Consider the following 16003-nt stretch of genomic DNA (forward strand, 5'->3'; position numbering starts at 1 on the left):
ACCGGCAATGATGGAGCGATGCACACCTCGCCCCGGACTCCCCACCCGCGCCGGCGTGGCCCGAACGGCCGCTTTCTCCCCCGCACGACAGTGACCGACCCGGCGCCCGTGGACGAGACCGTGGGGACCGCGCCGGACGAGACCGGACCGACGGAGCAAGTGGTGACCACCAGCATCGAGACGACCGACCCGACCGAGCCCGAGCGCCCGGAGCTGCCCGAGGACCGCTTCCTCAACCGCGAGCTCTCCTGGCTGGACTTCAACGCCCGGGTGCTGACGCTCGCCGAGGACCCGGAGATCCCGCTCCTGGAGCGCGCGAAGTTCCTGGCCATCTTCGCCAGCAACCTCGACGAGTTCTACATGGTGCGGGTGGCGGGCCTGAAGCGGCGCCTGAACGCGGGCCTGCCGATGCGCGGCGGCGACCGCTCCTCGCTGCGCAACCAGCTCGAGATGATCTCGCAGCGCACCGCCGACCTGGTGACCCGGCACTCGGCGTGCTTCTCCGACGAGGTGCGGCCCAAACTGCAGGGCGAGGGCATCGAGATCGTGCCGTGGGCCGACCTGGACGCCCCCGAGCGCGAGCGGCTGCGCACCTACTTCCGCGAGCAGGTCTTCCCCGTGCTGACCCCGCTGGCCGTCGACCCCGCGCACCCGTTCCCGTACATCTCGAACCGGTCCCTGAACCTCGCGGTGGTGCTGCGTGACCCGGACGAGGCCGGCAGCGAGTTCTTCGCGCGCATCAAGGTTCCGAACAACGTGCCGCGGTTCGTGACCGTGCAGAACGACAGCCGGGGAGTGCGGTTCCTGCCCGTCGAGGAGCTCATTGCGGTCCACCTGCTGCAGCTCTTCCCGGGCATGCAGCTGCAGGAGTGGCACCCGTTCCGGGTCACCCGCAACGCCGAGCTCGAGGTCGACGAGGACCGCGACGAGGACCTGCTGCAGGCGCTCGAGCGCGAGCTGGCGCAGCGCCGGTTCGGCCCGCCCGTACGCCTGGAGGTCTCCGCCTCGATCAGCGACCACGTGCTCGACCTGCTCGTGCGCGAGCTCGACGTGGCCGACTCGGACGTGCAGCGGGTGCCCGGCCTGCTCGACCTGTCGTCGCTGTGGCAGGTGTTCGGCGAGTGCGACCGCGACGACCTCAAGGACCGCCCGTTCGTGCCGGCGACCCATCCGCACCTGGCGGACGGCGAGGTGCCGCGCAGCGTCTTCAACCGGCTGCGCGAGAGCGACATCATGGTCCACCACCCCTACCACTCGTTCTCCACGAGCGTGCAGCGGTTCATCGAGCAGGCCGCGGCCGACCCCAACGTGCTGGCCATCAAGCAGACGCTGTACCGCACCTCGGGCGACTCGCCGATCGTCGACGCGCTGGTCGACGCGGCCGCCGCCGGCAAGCAGGTGGTCGTGCTGGTCGAGGTGAAGGCGCGCTTCGACGAGGTGGCCAACATCGCCTGGGCGCGGACGCTGGAGCGGGCCGGCTGCCACGTCGTCTACGGCCTCGTGGGGCTCAAGACGCACTGCAAGACGGCGCTGGTCGTGCGGCAGGAGGGCAACCAGATCCGCCGCTACTGCCACATCGGCACGGGCAACTACCACCCCAAGACCGCCCGGCTCTACGAGGACTTCGGCATGCTCACCGCCGACCCCGAGGTGGGCGCGGACGTGACCGACCTGTTCAACGTGCTCACCGGCTACAGCCGCCAGAAGTCGTACCGCCGGCTGCTCGTGGCGCCGCACGGCGTGCGCGCCGGGCTGATCGAGCGCATCGAGGAGCAGGCCCGGATCGCCCGCGAGGGCGGCGAGGCGCTGGTGCAGATCAAGGTGAACTCGCTCGTCGACGAGGAGACCATCGACGCGCTCTACCGCGCCTCGCAGGACGGCGTGAAGGTCGACCTCATCATCCGCGGCATGTGCGCGCTGCGGCCCGGGGTGCCGGGCCTGTCGGACAACATCCGGGTCCGCTCGATCGTCGGCCGGTTCCTGGAGCACTCGCGGGTCTTCCGGTTCGGCGCGGGCGACGACGCCGAGTACTGGATCGGCTCGGCCGACATGATGCACCGCAACCTCGACCGCCGCGTCGAGGCGCTGGTCCGGGTCACGCTGCCGACCGCGCGCGAGGAGCTGCGGTACGTGCTCGAGCTGTCGATGGCCGACGGCACCGAGGGCTTCGACCTGGCCGGCGACGGCACCTGGCACCGGCATCCGGAGAACCCCACCGACCCGCACGTGCACCTGCAGGAGGCGCTGCTGCGCCGCGTCATCGGCAAGGCGGCCAAGTGAGCGGCACGGTGCGCGCCGCGGGCGGCGTGCTGGTCCGCGACGGCCTGGTGTGCCTGGTGCACCGCCCGCGCTACGACGACTGGGCGCTGCCCAAGGGCAAGCTGGAGGACGGCGAGCACCCGCTGCCGGCCGCCGCGCGCGAGGTGCTCGAGGAGACGGGCTGGCAGGGCCGCGTACGGCTCGAGCTGCCCGAGATCGCCTACACGTTGCCCGACGGGCGGCCCAAGACGGTCGGCTTCTGGCTCATGGACGCGGTCGGCGAGGGCGGCCCGGTGCAGGACACCGACGAGGTCGACGAGGTCGCCTGGCTGACGTTCGACGAGGCGGCCGAGCGGCTCAGCTACGACGACGAGCGGGCGGTGCTGCGGCACGCCGCCGCGGTGCCACCGATCACGGCCGTGGTGGTGCTGGTGCGGCACGCGCACGCGGGTGAGCGCAAGAAGTGGTCCGGCAACGACGCGCTGCGCCCGATCGACGCGGTGGGACAGGCCGAGGCCGAGCGGTTCGCCGAGCTGTGCGGCCCGATCCGGCCGGACCGGCTGGTGACCGCGACGCCGTTGCGCTGCAAGCAGACCCTCGAGCCGCTGGCGGCCACGCTGGGCAACATGCCTATCGTGGTCGACGGCGCCTTCGCCGAGCCGGCCGACGCCGACGAGGCGCCCGCCAAGGCCAAGCTCGCCGCGCAGCGCCTGCTCGACCTGCGCTCGGGCGGCCTGCCGGCGATCTGCAGCCAGGGCAAGATAATTCCGCACCTGCTGGCGGCGCTGCGTGACGAGGCCGACGCCGAGCCCTACAAGACGCCCAAGGGGCAGGCGTGGCTGCTCACCTGGAGCGGCGACCAGCTGCTGGAGCCGACGCGGCTCTGACCGCACGGGTGCCGGCCGGCAGCGGGTCGGCGCGCCAGTAGCCGATCAGGTCGCCGGTGAGCCACCGCGCGCGCCACAGCTCGTCGTCGCGCGGTTCCCAGTCGCGCAGCGGCAGCAGCGACACCCGCCAGGAGAGCACGCAGACCAGATACCAGTTGTAGAGCGGGATCAGGCCCAGCCAGGCGTCCCGCGGCCGGTACGACGCCCACGGCGCCAGCACCCGCAGGGCCAGCGCGGCCCACGCGCAGGTGACGAGCCAGTCGAGCAGCGCCGAGCCGGTGTACCGCTCGGCCAGGGTGCCCAGCGTCCAGCCCGGCACCACGGCGGCGGCGAACACCAGCGCGGCGATCAGCGATCGGCTGACCAGGCCCCGCGGCGACGTCCTGCGCTCCATGCCCCGGACGGTAGGGCCCCGCACGGGTTCCGCGCCCGCACACGCGAAAGGCGTCCACCGTTAGGGTGGACGCCTCATGCGCCGGACATGACTTCGTCCAGGTCGGTCAGCGGGACTTGCGCGCCGTGCTGGTCGCGCGAGCCCGGGCCGGGGTGGCAGCCGCGGCCGCCGTGGTGGTCTTGCGGGCGGTCGTCTTCTTGGCGGCCGCCGTCTTGGTGGCAGCGGTGGTGGTGCTCTTGGCCGGAGCAGCCTTGGTCGCGGCCGTCTTCTTGGCAGCCGTCGCCTTGGTGGCGGTGCTCTTGGCCGGAGCGGCCTTCGTGGCGGCCGTCTTCTTGGCGGCCGTCGCCTTGGTCGCAGCGGTGGTGGTGCTCTTGGCCGGAGCAGCCTTGGTCGCGGCCGTCTTCTTGGCAGCCGTCGCCTTGGTGGCCGTGGTCGCCTTGGTCGCGGCGGTCTTCTTCGCGGCCGTGGCCTTGGTGGCGGTGGTCGCCTTGGTCGCCGTGCTCTTGGCGGGAGCGGCGGCCTTGGTCGTGGCGGCCTTGCGGGCCGTGGCCGGCTTGGCGTCGGCGGCGGGGGCGGACGCGGCGGCCTTGGTGGCCGCGGCCTTCTTCGCCGGGGCGGCGGCCTTGGCGACCTTGCCGGCCGCGACCATCTCGCGGAAGGCGGTGCCCGGCTTGAACGCCGGCACGTTGGTCTTCTTCACCTTCACCGGCTCGCCGGTGCGCGGGTTGCGGGCGGTCCGCGCGTTGCGGGCCCGCTTCTCGAACACGCCGAAGCCGGTGAGGGCGACCCGGTCGCCCTTGGTGACGGCGTTCTGGACCTCGCTGAGGACCGCGTCAAGAGCCGCGGTCGCGGTCTTGCGGTCCCCCAGCCGGGCTGCGAGCGCCTCGATGAGCTCGGCCTTGTTCACTGTTTTCCTCCCGAACTTAGAAGTGATGCTCGCCCACGACCTGCCTGGAGCGGCAGCTTTCGCTGCCGTGAAGAAGCATCATTGGCCCAATGCGAGCCATTCTGCGCGCACCGTATGCCCTCTGACCAGCAGACACAAACATTAGTGTCAAAAAAACCCTTGTGTTGCAACGAAATCGCCCCCGCCGGGGATACGGCGGGGGCGAAAAACGTTGTGCTGCCAGGGATTCCGCGACCTCAGGCGACGACCGGCTTGAAGGACGGACGACCCTTCTCGTACGCCGTGATGGTGTCCGCGTGGCGTAGCGTCAGTCCGATGTCGTCGAGGCCCTCCATGAGCCGCCAACGACTGAAGTCGTCGATCGGGAACGACCAGGAGGCATCGTCCACGACGACCCGCCGGCCCTCGAGGTCCACGGTGATCTGCTTCTCGGGCTCGCTCTCGGCCAGGTCCCAGAGCGCCTCGACGGCCTTCTGGTCGAGTTGGACGGGCAGCAGCCCCTCCTTGAGCGCGTTGCCGCGGAAGATGTCGCCGAAGCGGGCGGCGATGACCACCTTGAAGCCCCAGTCGCGCAGCGCCCAGACGGCGTGCTGGCGGGACGACCCGGTGCCGAAGTTGGGTCCCGCGACCAGGATCGTGGCGCCGGCGTGCGCCGGGTTGTTGAGCACGAATCCGGGATCGTCGCGCCAGGCGCTGAACAGGCCGTCCTCGAACCCGGTGCGGGTCACCCGCTTCAGGTACACGGCGGGGATGATCTGGTCGGTGTCCACATCAGAGCGGCGCAGCGGCATGACCTTGCCGCTGTGGGTGACGAACTTGTCCATCTCTCGTCCCTGTTCTCAGAGGTCGGCCGGGGCGGCGAGCTTGCCCACCACGGCGGTGGCGGCGGCAACCTGCGGCGAGACCAGGTGGGTGCGGCCACCCTTGCCCTGCCGGCCCTCGAAGTTGCGGTTGGAGGTCGAGGCGGCGCGCTGGCCCGGGCTGAGCGTGTCGGGGTTCATGCCCAGGCACATCGAGCAGCCCGCGAACCGCCACTCGGCGCCCGCGTCGATGAAGATCTTGTCGAGCCCCTCGGCCTCGGCGGCCTCGCGCACCTTGTAGGAGCCCGGAACGATCATCATGCGGACGCCGTCGTGCACCTTGTGCCCGCGGATGACGTCCGCGGCGGCGCGCAGGTCCTCGATGCGGCCGTTGGTGCAGGAGCCCACGAACACCACGTCGACGGGCACGTCCCGGAACGGCGTGCCGGGCTGCAGGTCCATGTACTCCAGGGCCCGCCGGGCGGCGTTGCGGTCGGTCTCCTCGATGAACTCGTCGGGGTCGGGCACCACGCTGTCGAGCGGCGCGCCCTGGCCGGGGTTGGTGCCCCAGGTGATGAACGGGCTGATCGCCGACGCGTCCAGGATGATCTCGGTGTCGTACTCGGCGCCCTCGTCGGTCACGAGCGTCCGCCAGTACGCGACCGCGGCCTCCCAGTCCTCGCCCTGGGGCGCGTGCTCGCGGCCCTTCAGATACTCGAACGTGGTGTCGTCCGGCGCGATCATGCCGGCCTTGGCGCCCCACTCGATGCTCATGTTGCAGATGGTCATCCGGCCCTCCATGGAGAGCTTGCGGATGGCCTCGCCGCGGTACTCCACGATGTGGCCGTTGCCGCCGCCGGTGCCGGTCTGCGTGATCAGCGCGAGGATCAGGTCCTTGGCGCTGACGCCGGGGCGCAGCTCGCCCACGACGGTGACCGCCATCGTCTTCGGCTTCGCCTGCGGCAGCGTCTGGGTCGCCAGCACGTGCTCGACCTCACTGGTGCCGATGCCGAACGCGAGCGCGCCGAACGCGCCGTGGGTGGCGGTGTGCGAGTCGCCGCAGACGATGGTCATGCCCGGCTGGGTGAGCCCCAGCTGCGGGCCGATCACGTGCACGATGCCCTGGTTGACGTCGCCGAGCGGGCGGATCTGCACACCGAACTCGGCACAGTTCTTGCGCAACGTCTCGATCTGCGTACGCGAGGTCGTGTCGGCGATCGTGAACAGCTCGCCGCGCTTGGTGTTGAACGCCGGGTCGGCATAGCCGGTGGGCGTGTTGTGGTCCTCGGTCGCGAGCGTGAGATCGGTGCGGCGCACCGGACGACCGGCCATGCGCAGGCCGTCGAAGGCCTGCGGGCTGGTCACCTCGTGCAGCAGGTGCAGGTCGATGTAGAGCAGATCAGGCTCACCCTCGGCAGCACGCACGACGTGGTCGTCCCAGACCTTTTCGGCCAGGGTCCTCGGAGTGACTCCCACCATCTGGACATCCTAAATTCTGGGAGGTATGTTTCGGCTTGTGGGACACAGTATGAGCGGTGTCGGCGTTCTCGACAAGGCGGTCGTCATTCTCGCGGCGTGTGTCGACGGCGCCAGCCTGGCCGAACTCGTCGACCGCACGAAGCTGCCGCGGGCGACCGCACATCGCCTGGCCCAGGCCCTGGAGATCCACCGGATGCTGGTCCGCGACACCCAGGGCCGCTGGCGTCCCGGCCCGCGCCTGGGCGAGCTGGCCAACGCCGCGCCCGACGTGCTGCTGACCGCGGCCGAGCCCCTCCTTTCCGCATTGCGGGACGCGACGGGAGAGAGCGCGCAGCTCTACCTGCGCCGTGCCGACGAGCGCATCTGTGTTGCCGCCGCGGAACGCGCGAGTGGCCTTCGTGACACCGTGCCGGTCGGCTCGGTGCTGCCGATGGTGGCCGGCTCCGCCGCCCAGATCCTGCTCGCGTGGGAGCCGCCCGAGGCCGTCATGCCGCTGCTGCCCCGGTGCAAGTTCACCGGCCGCACGCTGGCCGAGGTGCGCCGGCGCGGCTGGGCCCAGAGCGTCGCCGAGCGCGAGCCGGGTGTGGCGAGTGTCTCCGCGCCGATCCGCGACCGTACGGGCCGGGTCATCGCCGCCATCTCGATAAGCGGTCCGATAGAGCGTCTCGGCCGCCGCCCCGGCGAGCGCCACGCGATGGCCGTCGTGCGGGCCGGACAGAGACTTTCGGGTCTGTAAAACCGTTGGTATGGCTCGATAGGGTTCGCGCATGCGGCTCTTCGGGCGCGCGGCGGAGTGCGCCATCCTGGACTCGCTGCTGTCCCAGGCGCGATCCGGGCGCAGCGCGAGCCTGGTGCTGCGCGGCGAGGCGGGCGTCGGCAAGACCGCCCTTCTGAGGTACGCCGAGGGCCGCACCACCGGCGCACTGTGGATCAGCGGGGTCGAGCCCGAGGCCGACTTCCCGTACGCGGCCCTGCACCGGCTGCTGATCCCGCTCCTGGACGGCCGGAGCAGGCTGCCCGCCGGTCAGGCGGCCGCGCTCGAGGTGGCCTGCGGGCTCACCGACGGCCCGCCGCCCGACCTCTACCTCGTGAGCCTGGCCGCGCTCACCCTGCTGGCGCAGGCGCCGCGGCTGTGCGTCGTGGACGACGCGCAGTGGCTCGACCAGGAGTCGTTGCGGGCGCTCGCCTTCGTGGCCCGCCGGCTGCACGCCGAGGGCGTGGTGCTGTTGTTCGGTCTGCGCGCCGAGGGCGACGACCCGGGCCTGCTGGCCGGCGTCGAGTCCCGCGCGATCGGCGGCCTCGCGCCGGACGCGGCGGTGGAGCTGCTCACCGACGTGGTCGACACGGCGGTCGACCGGGCGCTTGCCGAACACATCGCCCGCGCCACCGGCGGCAACCCGCTCGCGCTGACCGACCTGGGCCACGAGCTCACCGCCGCGCAGCTCGGCGGCAGCACCGCGCTGCCCGAGCCGGCGCCGATCGGCAGCCGCCTCGAGGCGCACTACGCGGCCCGGATCGCCGCCTATCCCCCGGCCACCCGCACGTGGCTGCTGCTGGCCGCGGCGGACGCGGGCGGCAGCGGCAGCCGGCTCGGCGCGGCGGCGCGGCTGCTCGGGGCCACCTCGGCGGACGCCGCGCCGGCCGAGGCCGATCGGCTGATCACCGGCGAGCCGGCGATGACGTTCCGGCATCCGCTGGTGCGCTCGGCGGTCTACGGCGGCGCTCCCCCGGCCGAGCGGCGGGCCGCGCACCGCGCGCTCGCGACGGTGATCACCGGCGAGGCGGAGGCGGACCGCCGCGCCTGGCACCTCGCGGCAGCCGCGGACGGGCCGGACGAGGCTATCGCGGCCGAGCTGGAGCTGCGCGCGGGCCGCGCCGCGGCCCGCGGCGGGCACACTGCACGCGCCACCTTCCTGACCCGGTCGGCCGAGCTGACCCCGGATCCGGGGCTCCGGGCCGTCCGACAGGTGCGGGCCGCCGAGGCGGCGCTGGCGGCCGGCGCCTACGCCCGCGCGCTGCTGCTGCTCGACGCCGTCGACGAGAACGGGTTGCCCGGCCCCGCACGCGGCGCCGCGCTGATGACCCGGTCGCTGGCCGAGGTCAACACGGGCGTGCCGCGCGGGCAGCGGCTCGGGGCGGCCCGGTGCCTGGCGGCGGCCGAGGCGTTCGGCGACGACCGGCATCAGGCCCGGCGCGCGGTGGTCCAGGCGATCGAGCTGGCCCGCAGCGCCGAGCACCTGTCCACGGTGAGCGAGCCGGACATCGCCGCCGAGGCCGCCCGGCTGGTCGACGGCGAGCCGGGCGGCCTCGACGAGCTCATCCTCGCCGGCTATGCGGCCTTCACCGACGGCGGCTACGAGCGCGGCGTGCCGGCCGTCCGCCGAGCGGTCGCTGCCATCACCGACCCCGGTCTGAGCGACGACGCCCTGCTCGCCCGGCTCGTGGTCGGCGTGAACTTCAGCACGCTGCTGTGGGACGACGCCGTCAAGGCCGCGCTGCTACGCCGGGCCGAGGCGGTCGCCCGCCGCAGCGGCGCGCTGCACTTCCTCGACCTGGTGCACTATCTCGGCGCGATGACCTGGTCGCTGTACGGCCGGCTGGACGAGGCGGACCGGCACGACGCGGCCGGTCAGCGCCTGCGCGCGGCGCTCGGCATGACCGCCGACCAGGAACAGGTGTGGCGGCATACGGAGCTGGCCACCTGGCGCGCCGGGCCGGGCATCCGCGAGTCGGTGCGGCGCGCGCTCGGCGTCTTCGAGATGCTCGGGCTCGGCGGCGCGCACGGGTGGACGCGGCTGAGCCTGGCGGTGCTGGACAACGCCGAGGGCCGGTACGGGTCGGCCCGCGACACCCTGTGCGAGCTGGTCGAGCTGGGCCGGCCGCACCGCTACTCCGACGCGCTGCCCGACCTCGTCGAGGCCGCGGTGCGATCCGGCGACCGGAGGACCGCCACACGCGCCGCGGCCGATCTCGACCTGGTCGCCGGCGCCTGCGGCACGCCCCGCGCGCTCGGTGTGCTCGAGCGGTCGCGCGCCCTGCTGGCGGGCCCGAACGAGGCCGAGGAGCACCACGTGCGCGCGATCGGGCACCTCACCGGCGGGCTGAGCCACGGCGACCTGGCCCGGGCCCATCTGCTGTACGGCGAGTGGCTGCGCCGGCAACGCCGCCGGCGCGACGCGCGCGAGCAGCTCACCGTCGCGCTCGCCATGTTCGAGGAGGTGCGCGCCGTGGGCTTCGCCGAACGGACGCGCGGCGAGCTGCGGGCGCTGGGCGGGACGCCGCTCTCCGCCGTACGGACCGCGAACGAAACGGCCCTGACCCCCCAGGAGGCCGCCGTCGCCCGCCTGGCCCGAGACGGCGGGACCAACGCCGAGATCGCGGCGCACCTGTATCTGAGCGCCAGCACCGTCGACTACCACCTGCGCAAGGTGTACCGGAAGCTCGGCGTGCGGTCGCGGCGGCAGCTGCGCGAGCGGCTGCACGACTGACTACGCGCCGCACGGGATTCGCGGGTGGACGCGCTCCCACGAAGATCGGCGCATGAAGCCCATCGTTCTGGTCCACGGTTTCTGGGTCACCCCGCGCAGCTGGGAGAACTGGATCGCCCACTACGAAGCCAAGGGACACCACGTCGTCGCGCCCGCCTACCCCGGGTTCGAGGTCGAGGTGGAAGCGCTCAACGCCGACCCGACCCCCGTCGTGAACGTCACCGTGCCGCAGATCATCGCCCGCTACGAGGAGGCGATCCGGGCGCTGCCGGAGCCGCCGATCATCATCGGGCACTCGGCCGGCGGCGCGTTCACGCAGATCCTGCTCGACCACGGGCACGGCTGCGCGGGCGTCGCCCTCAACTCCGCGCCCACCGAAGGCGTGCGGGTCGTGCCTCTCTCGCAGTTGAAGTCGACGTTCCCGGTGCTCAAGACCCGGCGAACCGGCACAAGGCCGTGCCGCTGAGCTTCGAGGAATGGAAGTACGCCTTCACCAACACGTTCACCGACGACGAGGCCAGGGCCCTGTACGAGCGGTACGCGATCCCGGCCAGCGGCGCCATCCTGTGGGGCGGCGTGCTCGCCAACTTCCAGCCCGGGCACCAGGACACGTGGGTCGACTACCACAACGACGACCGGGCGCCGCTGCTGTTCGTCTCGGCCTCCGAGGACCACATCATGCCCCCGGCGATCCAGGAGTCGAACGCCAAGCACTACAAGTCGAACACCGTGACCGAACGGCGGGAGTACGAGGGGTACGCCCACCTGCTGCCCGCGCAGAAAGGCTGGGAACAGATCGCCGACGACGTGCTCGACTGGGCCCTGCGGCACGCGAAGTGAGCGACCTTTCCATCACCCACATCGGCGGTCCCACCACGCTGCTCGAGATCGGCGGGGTGCGGCTGCTGGTCGATCCCACGTTCGACGCCCCCGGCCGGCGCTACTCGTTCGGCTGGGGCACGTCGTCGCGCAAGACCGCCGGCCCGGCCCTGCCGGTCGAGGCCGTGGGCCGGATCGACGGCGTGCTGCTCACCCACGACCAGCACGCCGACAACCTCGACGACGCGGGGCGGGCGCTGCTGCCGTCGGCGCCCGTGGTGGTGACCACGCCGGCGGGCGCCCGCCGGCTCGGCGCCACCGGCCTCGCGCCGTGGCAGACCACGACGATCGGGGACGTGGAGATCACCGCCACGCCGTCGCGGCACGGACCGGCGTGGAGCGTGCCGATCGTGGGCCCCACCACCGGGTTCGCGCTGCGCCCGCCCGGCTCGGCGTCGGTGGTGTGGATCTCGGGCGACACGGTCGTGTTCCCCGGCGTGCTCGAGGTGGCCGACCGGTTCACCGTCGACACCGCGATCCTGCACCTGGGCAAGGTCCAGTTCGGCCTCACCGGCCCGGCCCGCTTCACGATGACCGGCCGCGACGCGGCGGCCCTCTGCGCCCGCCTCCGCCCGCGGCGGGTCGTGCCGGTGCACTACGAGGGCTGGTCGCACTTCCACGAGGGACGGCGCCAGATCGAGGCGGCCTTTCCTCAGGGCACGCTGACGTGGCTGGTGCCCGGGGTCCAGACCGCGTTGTCGTGAGCGAACAGGACCTGCCCGGGATCGAAGGCGAGCAGCCGGTCCAGCCACGCCGGCTGCGCCCCGACGCCGGCGTGGCGCCCCAGCACGTCGCTCGTGAACAGGCTCGCGTTGTCGTGGCTCTGCCCCGCCACGATCAGCGTGCCGTCGCCGCGGGTCACCACCAGGGACTGGTGACCCGCGGTGTGCCCCGGCGTCGGCACCACGAACACCCCCGGCGCGATCTCCGCCTCGCCGTCGAGCTCCTCGATGCGCGAACCCGGATGATCCACCAGCTCCGGCAGCGTGTGGCTCTCGGCCGCCCGGGCCAGCCCCAGCTCGGCCCGCTGCGCGAACACCGGCCGCCCCACCAGTTCCCGATTGCCGCCACAGTGGTCGAAGTGCAGGTGACAGTTCACGACGGCGCTGATGTCTTCCACCCGCGCGCCCGCCTTCTGCAGCGCCGCAGCCAACGCAACCCGTCTGGGCCGATACCAGGCGTCGACCTCCGCGTCCCCACCCATGCCGGTGTCGACGAGGATGCGGCCCGCTTCGGGGTGCTCGATCAGATACCCGAAGACCGGCTCAACCCTCGCCTCGCCCGTCCCCGTCTCCTCCGCCGGCCGAACCAGATACCCGAAGTCGACCCGCCGCACGTCGATATCCATCACCCCGCCGAGTATCCGCCGCACCTCCACCCCCAGCTGCCCCTCCCGTCCCGCCGCCACCTTCGCCGCCGTTGCCGCCACCCTCTCGCCGGCGAAGGGCAATCAGTGACCCGGCGGAGGGTGGCGGACGTCCGGCAGCCGGCGGCGCCCGGCGGAGGGCAGAAGCTTCGGCGGACGCCCGACGGCGGGTGGGGCGGAGGATTCGGCGGAAGACGGACGGCGGTGGGGCGAAAGGCTCGGCGGACGCCCAGCCGCCGGCGGAAGGCTGCCGGAGGGTCAGCAGTAGGCCTGGATTTTCGACGGCGGAAGACCGAAAGGAACCTGTCGGAGGCCCGACCAGCGGTGGAGGTCGGCGCAGGACGGCGAAGGCCGGTGGGGTCCGGCAGTCGGCGAAGGACCGGCCATCGACGGAGGCCCGGCGGTCGGTGAAGAACCGACGGCCGGCGGAGGGACCGCTCAACGGAGGGCCAAGGCCCGGCCGTTGGAGGCAGTCCGGCCGTGGGAGGAGGTCCGACGGCCGCCAACGGCCCGGGGGTCGCGGTCCGTGGGACGGCCGCGGTCCACCGAAGGCCGCGGTTCGGGAAGGCCGGGCAGACGCTCAGGCAACGGCTCGGCGAAGCCGGCCGTGGCGGCCGCGAGGGGACATGACCACGGCGGCGACGCTTGATCTGTCGCAGTCCCGGTGAGGGGTGTGATCGACGCCCCATGGACCATCAAAAGTGATCGTCGACGAAGGGAGACGCGGGCCGCCCACCCGCCGCGACCGCTCTCCCCCACCGTCACCACCGCACCGTGGGGTCTGGGGGCTCGGCCCCCAGGCAGAAATGCGAAATGACCCTGTCTGCGCTTTCCGCAGACAGGGTCACCCTGAATGTAGCCCCGAAGGGATTCGAACCCTCGCTACCGCCTTGAGAGGGCGGCGTCCTAGGCCGCTAGACGACGGGGCCAGGACTTTCTTCGCTTCCGCTTCCGCGTATGCGACGGGCCGAACTCTATCAGAAGTCCAGCGCCGCCCCTCCGTGGGAGTGGTAGCGCTGGGGTACCAGGACTCGAACCTAGACTAACTGAACCAGAATCAGTCGGGCTGCCAATTACCCCATACCCCATTGGCCCGGCTTGTTGCTTTGTTGCCGTGCCGAGAGAGAACTCTACCCGACGCCCCGGGGCCCACCAAATCGGGTTCCGTCATCGGAAGAGGGCGGCGTGCTTGCGGGCCCACTGTTCGTAGGTCATGGCGGGCCTGCCGAGCAGCTCGGACACGGTGGGAACCGCCGGCTGGGGGTGGGCGGCGAGCTGGGCCTCGCCCTCGACGTACCACTCGGCGTACTCGCCCATGTCGGCTCTGAGCTGCTCGATCGCCTCCTCGTGGGGCAGCTCGACGTAGCGCAGCGGGCGGCCGAGGGCGCGGCCGATGGCCTCGACCTTTTCGCGCCGGGTCAGCGACTCGGGGCCGGTGAGCTCGTACGACCTGCCTTCGTGGCCGTCCTCGAGGAGCACCCGGGCGGCGACGGCGGCGATGTCCTCCTGCGCGATGGCGGCGTTGGCGGAGTCGGCGTACCCGTCGCGCACCTCGTCGCCGGCTCGGATCTGGCTCGCCCAGATGGTGGCGTTGAGCATGAACTCGCCCGGCTCCAGGTGGGTGAACGGCACGCCGGACGCCTCGACCGCGTCCTCGATCGCCTGCCAGTGATCGCCCTTGGGGCCGGACAGGTCGACGATGCGGCCCACGCCCGCCTCGGCGGCCAGGCGACAGGTTTCATGGGCGGTGGGGATGTGCGGGGCGAGATACATCACGTCGACGCCCTCGAGCGCGGGCGGCAGCGACGAGGGGCGGCCCACGAAGCCGCGCGCGACGTCGACGCCGGATGGCAGCGCGGCCTTCGCGGGGTCGACGGTCAGGGCGCGTACGTCGTTGGCGCCCCGGGCCAGCAGCTCGTCTACGACCATCCGACCCACGTTGCCGGTGGCGCCGGTCACCAGGATCCTCATTCCCGTAGGGTATACGGAATCATGGACGAGTTCAGCCCCCGGATCCTGCCGCTGCTGTGGCGGCGCTCGATTCCGGCACGCAAGGCGGTGGGCCGGCCGCCGCGTCTGACGGTCGACGCCGTGGTGTCCGCGGCCGTCCGGATCGCCGACGCCGAGGGGCTGGAGGCGGCCTCGATGGCGCGCGTGGCGGCCGAGCTGTCGGTGGCCACGATGAGCCTTTACACGTACGTCCCCTCGCGCCCGGAGCTGGTCGATCTGATGGTGGACGAGGTGCTGTGGACGCGGGGGCTCGCGGGCGGGGGCGGCTTCCGCGAGCGGGTGCTGCGCTACGCCGAGCGGACCTTCGCGATGTACCGGGCGCATCCCTGGCTGGCCGAGGTGTCCCGCGTACGGCCGCCGGTCGGCCCGGGAACGCTCGCCGAGACCGAGTACGTGCTCGCGGCGGTCGCCACGCTCGGCCTGCCGGTGCGCAGGCTGAACCCGGCCGCCACGGCCATCACCGCGTGGGTCACCGCGGCCGCCCGCGCCGAGGCGGAGAGCACGCTGCTGCGCCGCGACACCGGGCTGAGCACCGACCAGTGGTGGGCGCAGCGCGGCGAGCTCTGGGAGGACTGGTTCGACGTCGGGGCGCACCCGACGATGACCCGGATCTGGAACGCCGGCGCGTTCGACCGGGGCGCCGACGAGCAGGCCCAGGACGCGTACGAGTACGGCCTGGGCCTGCTGCTGGACGGGATCGAGCGGTCGGCCTCAGTCGAGGGAGACGACCGGGTTCCGTAGCTCGCCGATGCCCTGGATGCTCACCGACACCGTGTCGCCCGCGGTGATCTCGCTGACGCCGGCGGGCGTGCCGGTCAGGATGATGTCGCCCGGCAGCAGCGTCATGACGTGCGACACGTACGAGACCAGGGTCGGGATGTCGAAGACCATGTCCTTCGTCCGGCCGATCTGGCGCACCTCCATCGCCTCGGGGTCGCGGCCGACCTCGCAGCGGATCTCGAGGTCGCTGACGTCGAGGCCGGTGACGATCCACGGGCCGATCGGGCAGAACGAGTCGAAGCCCTTGGCCCGGGTCCACTGCGGGTCCTTGCGCTGCAGGTCGCGCGCGGTCACGTCGTTGCCGATCGTGTAGCCGAAGATGGCCCGCTCGGCGCCGGCCCGGTCGACGCGGCGTGCGCCGGTGGCGCCGATCACCACGGCCAGCTCGGCCTCCTCCTCGACGCGCTGCGACTGCGGGGGCAGCCGGATCGCGTCGTTGGGCCCGATCACCGAGGTGGAGGGCTTGATGAAGATCAGCGGCTCCTTCGGCACCTCGTTGCCGAGCTCGGCGGCGTGGTCGGCGTAGTTGCGGCCGACGCCGATGACCTTGCTGGAGAAGATCGGGGCGAGCAGGCGCACGTCGGCGAGCGCCCAGCGCTGCCCGGTGAACCGGACCTCCTCGAACGGCAGCGAGCCGATCTCGGCAACCGTCAGCCCCGACGCGTCCCCCTCGACGACGCCGAACGACACCCCTCCGGCATGAACAAAACGGGCGAATCGCACGGTGGATCCCCTCTTCGCGGCTTGCTTGTGC

At 72.4% G+C, this 16003-nt stretch carries 15 protein-coding genes and 2 tRNA genes; 8 read left to right on the plus strand and 9 right to left on the minus strand.

Features of this window, described 5'->3' with window-relative positions:
- The first annotated feature begins 18 nt into the window (after positions 1–18).
- Positions 19–2280, plus strand: coding sequence for an RNA degradosome polyphosphate kinase (locus tag ACSNN8_RS06805; protein ID WP_436647638.1), 2262 nt, complete (start codon positions 19–21; stop codon positions 2278–2280).
- The gene (locus ACSNN8_RS06810) at positions 2277–3146 is read left to right on the plus strand and encodes an NUDIX hydrolase (RefSeq protein ID WP_436647640.1); all 870 of its coding nucleotides are present in this window, start codon (positions 2277–2279) and stop codon (positions 3144–3146) included. Before ACSNN8_RS06805 ends, ACSNN8_RS06810 begins: the two co-directional genes overlap by 4 nt.
- On the opposite strand, the gene ACSNN8_RS06815 is transcribed toward ACSNN8_RS06810, so the two are convergent.
- The 4 genes from ACSNN8_RS06815 to leuC form a co-directional block, all read right to left on the minus strand.
- A complete protein-coding gene (locus ACSNN8_RS06815) occupies positions 3103–3540 on the minus strand; it encodes a hypothetical protein (protein ID WP_436647641.1) in 438 nt (145 codons plus the stop codon). The genes ACSNN8_RS06810 and ACSNN8_RS06815 overlap by 44 nt on opposite strands.
- A 106-nt stretch (positions 3541–3646) precedes the next feature.
- The gene (locus ACSNN8_RS06820; protein WP_436647642.1) at positions 3647–4447 is read right to left on the minus strand and encodes an HU family DNA-binding protein; all 801 of its coding nucleotides are present in this window, start codon (positions 4445–4447) and stop codon (positions 3647–3649) included.
- 236 nt (positions 4448–4683) lie between these two features.
- Complete coding sequence (gene leuD / locus ACSNN8_RS06825) at positions 4684–5271, minus strand: 3-isopropylmalate dehydratase small subunit (RefSeq protein WP_436647643.1); 588 nt, start codon at positions 5269–5271, stop codon at positions 4684–4686.
- A 15-nt stretch (positions 5272–5286) separates the two neighbouring features.
- Positions 5287–6726: a 3-isopropylmalate dehydratase large subunit gene (leuC, locus tag ACSNN8_RS06830; protein WP_436647645.1), complete on the minus strand. Its 1440-nt coding sequence runs from the start codon at positions 6724–6726 to the stop codon at positions 5287–5289.
- A gap of 49 nt (positions 6727–6775) precedes the next feature.
- Here leuC and ACSNN8_RS06835 point away from each other — a divergent pair, with 49 nt between their 5' ends.
- From ACSNN8_RS06835 to ACSNN8_RS06855, 5 genes are read left to right on the plus strand one after another with little or no spacing between them, the layout of a single operon-like run.
- Positions 6776–7462 carry an IclR family transcriptional regulator gene (locus ACSNN8_RS06835; protein WP_127497394.1) on the plus strand — a complete coding sequence of 229 codons (687 nt, stop codon included), beginning with the start codon at positions 6776–6778 and terminating at the stop codon, positions 7460–7462.
- 31 nt (positions 7463–7493) lie between these two features.
- Positions 7494–10214: an AAA family ATPase gene (locus ACSNN8_RS06840; protein ID WP_436647646.1), complete on the plus strand. Its 2721-nt coding sequence runs from the start codon at positions 7494–7496 to the stop codon at positions 10212–10214.
- A gap of 52 nt (positions 10215–10266) precedes the next feature.
- Positions 10267–10680, plus strand: a complete 414-nt coding sequence (locus ACSNN8_RS06845) for an alpha/beta hydrolase (RefSeq protein ID WP_436647648.1) — start codon at positions 10267–10269, stop codon at positions 10678–10680.
- Positions 10671–11054, plus strand: coding sequence for a hypothetical protein (locus ACSNN8_RS06850; RefSeq protein WP_436647649.1), 384 nt, complete (start codon positions 10671–10673; stop codon positions 11052–11054). Before ACSNN8_RS06845 ends, ACSNN8_RS06850 begins: the two co-directional genes overlap by 10 nt.
- Positions 11051–11797: an MBL fold metallo-hydrolase gene (locus ACSNN8_RS06855; protein WP_436647651.1), complete on the plus strand. Its 747-nt coding sequence runs from the start codon at positions 11051–11053 to the stop codon at positions 11795–11797. The genes ACSNN8_RS06850 and ACSNN8_RS06855 overlap by 4 nt, the downstream gene beginning before the upstream one ends.
- Here ACSNN8_RS06855 and ACSNN8_RS06860 read toward each other — a convergent pair.
- From ACSNN8_RS06860 to ACSNN8_RS06875, 4 genes are all read right to left on the minus strand, one after another.
- Positions 11746–12543, minus strand: coding sequence for an N-acyl homoserine lactonase family protein (locus ACSNN8_RS06860; protein ID WP_436647653.1), 798 nt, complete (start codon positions 12541–12543; stop codon positions 11746–11748). The two genes, ACSNN8_RS06855 and ACSNN8_RS06860, sit on opposite strands and share 52 nt — an antisense overlap.
- Positions 12544–13315: 772 nt before the next feature.
- Positions 13316–13388 (minus strand) — tRNA-Glu (locus ACSNN8_RS06865).
- 87 nt (positions 13389–13475) lie between these two features.
- Positions 13476–13547 (minus strand) — tRNA-Gln (locus tag ACSNN8_RS06870).
- A 79-nt stretch (positions 13548–13626) separates the two neighbouring features.
- A complete protein-coding gene (locus tag ACSNN8_RS06875; protein ID WP_436647654.1) occupies positions 13627–14430 on the minus strand; it encodes an NAD(P)H-binding protein in 804 nt (267 codons plus the stop codon).
- A gap of 21 nt (positions 14431–14451) precedes the next feature.
- On the opposite strand from ACSNN8_RS06875, the gene ACSNN8_RS06880 reads away from it, so the two are divergent.
- The gene (locus ACSNN8_RS06880; RefSeq protein ID WP_436647656.1) at positions 14452–15210 is read left to right on the plus strand and encodes a TetR/AcrR family transcriptional regulator; all 759 of its coding nucleotides are present in this window, start codon (positions 14452–14454) and stop codon (positions 15208–15210) included.
- On the opposite strand, the gene ACSNN8_RS06885 is transcribed toward ACSNN8_RS06880, so the two are convergent.
- Positions 15181–15972: a fumarylacetoacetate hydrolase family protein gene (locus ACSNN8_RS06885; RefSeq protein ID WP_436647658.1), complete on the minus strand. Its 792-nt coding sequence runs from the start codon at positions 15970–15972 to the stop codon at positions 15181–15183. The two genes, ACSNN8_RS06880 and ACSNN8_RS06885, sit on opposite strands and share 30 nt — an antisense overlap.
- Positions 15973–16003 lie beyond the last annotated feature (31 nt).

The organism is Actinoplanes sp. URMC 104, from assembly GCF_051386375.1.
Taxonomy (GTDB): domain Bacteria; phylum Actinomycetota; class Actinomycetes; order Mycobacteriales; family Micromonosporaceae; genus Actinoplanes.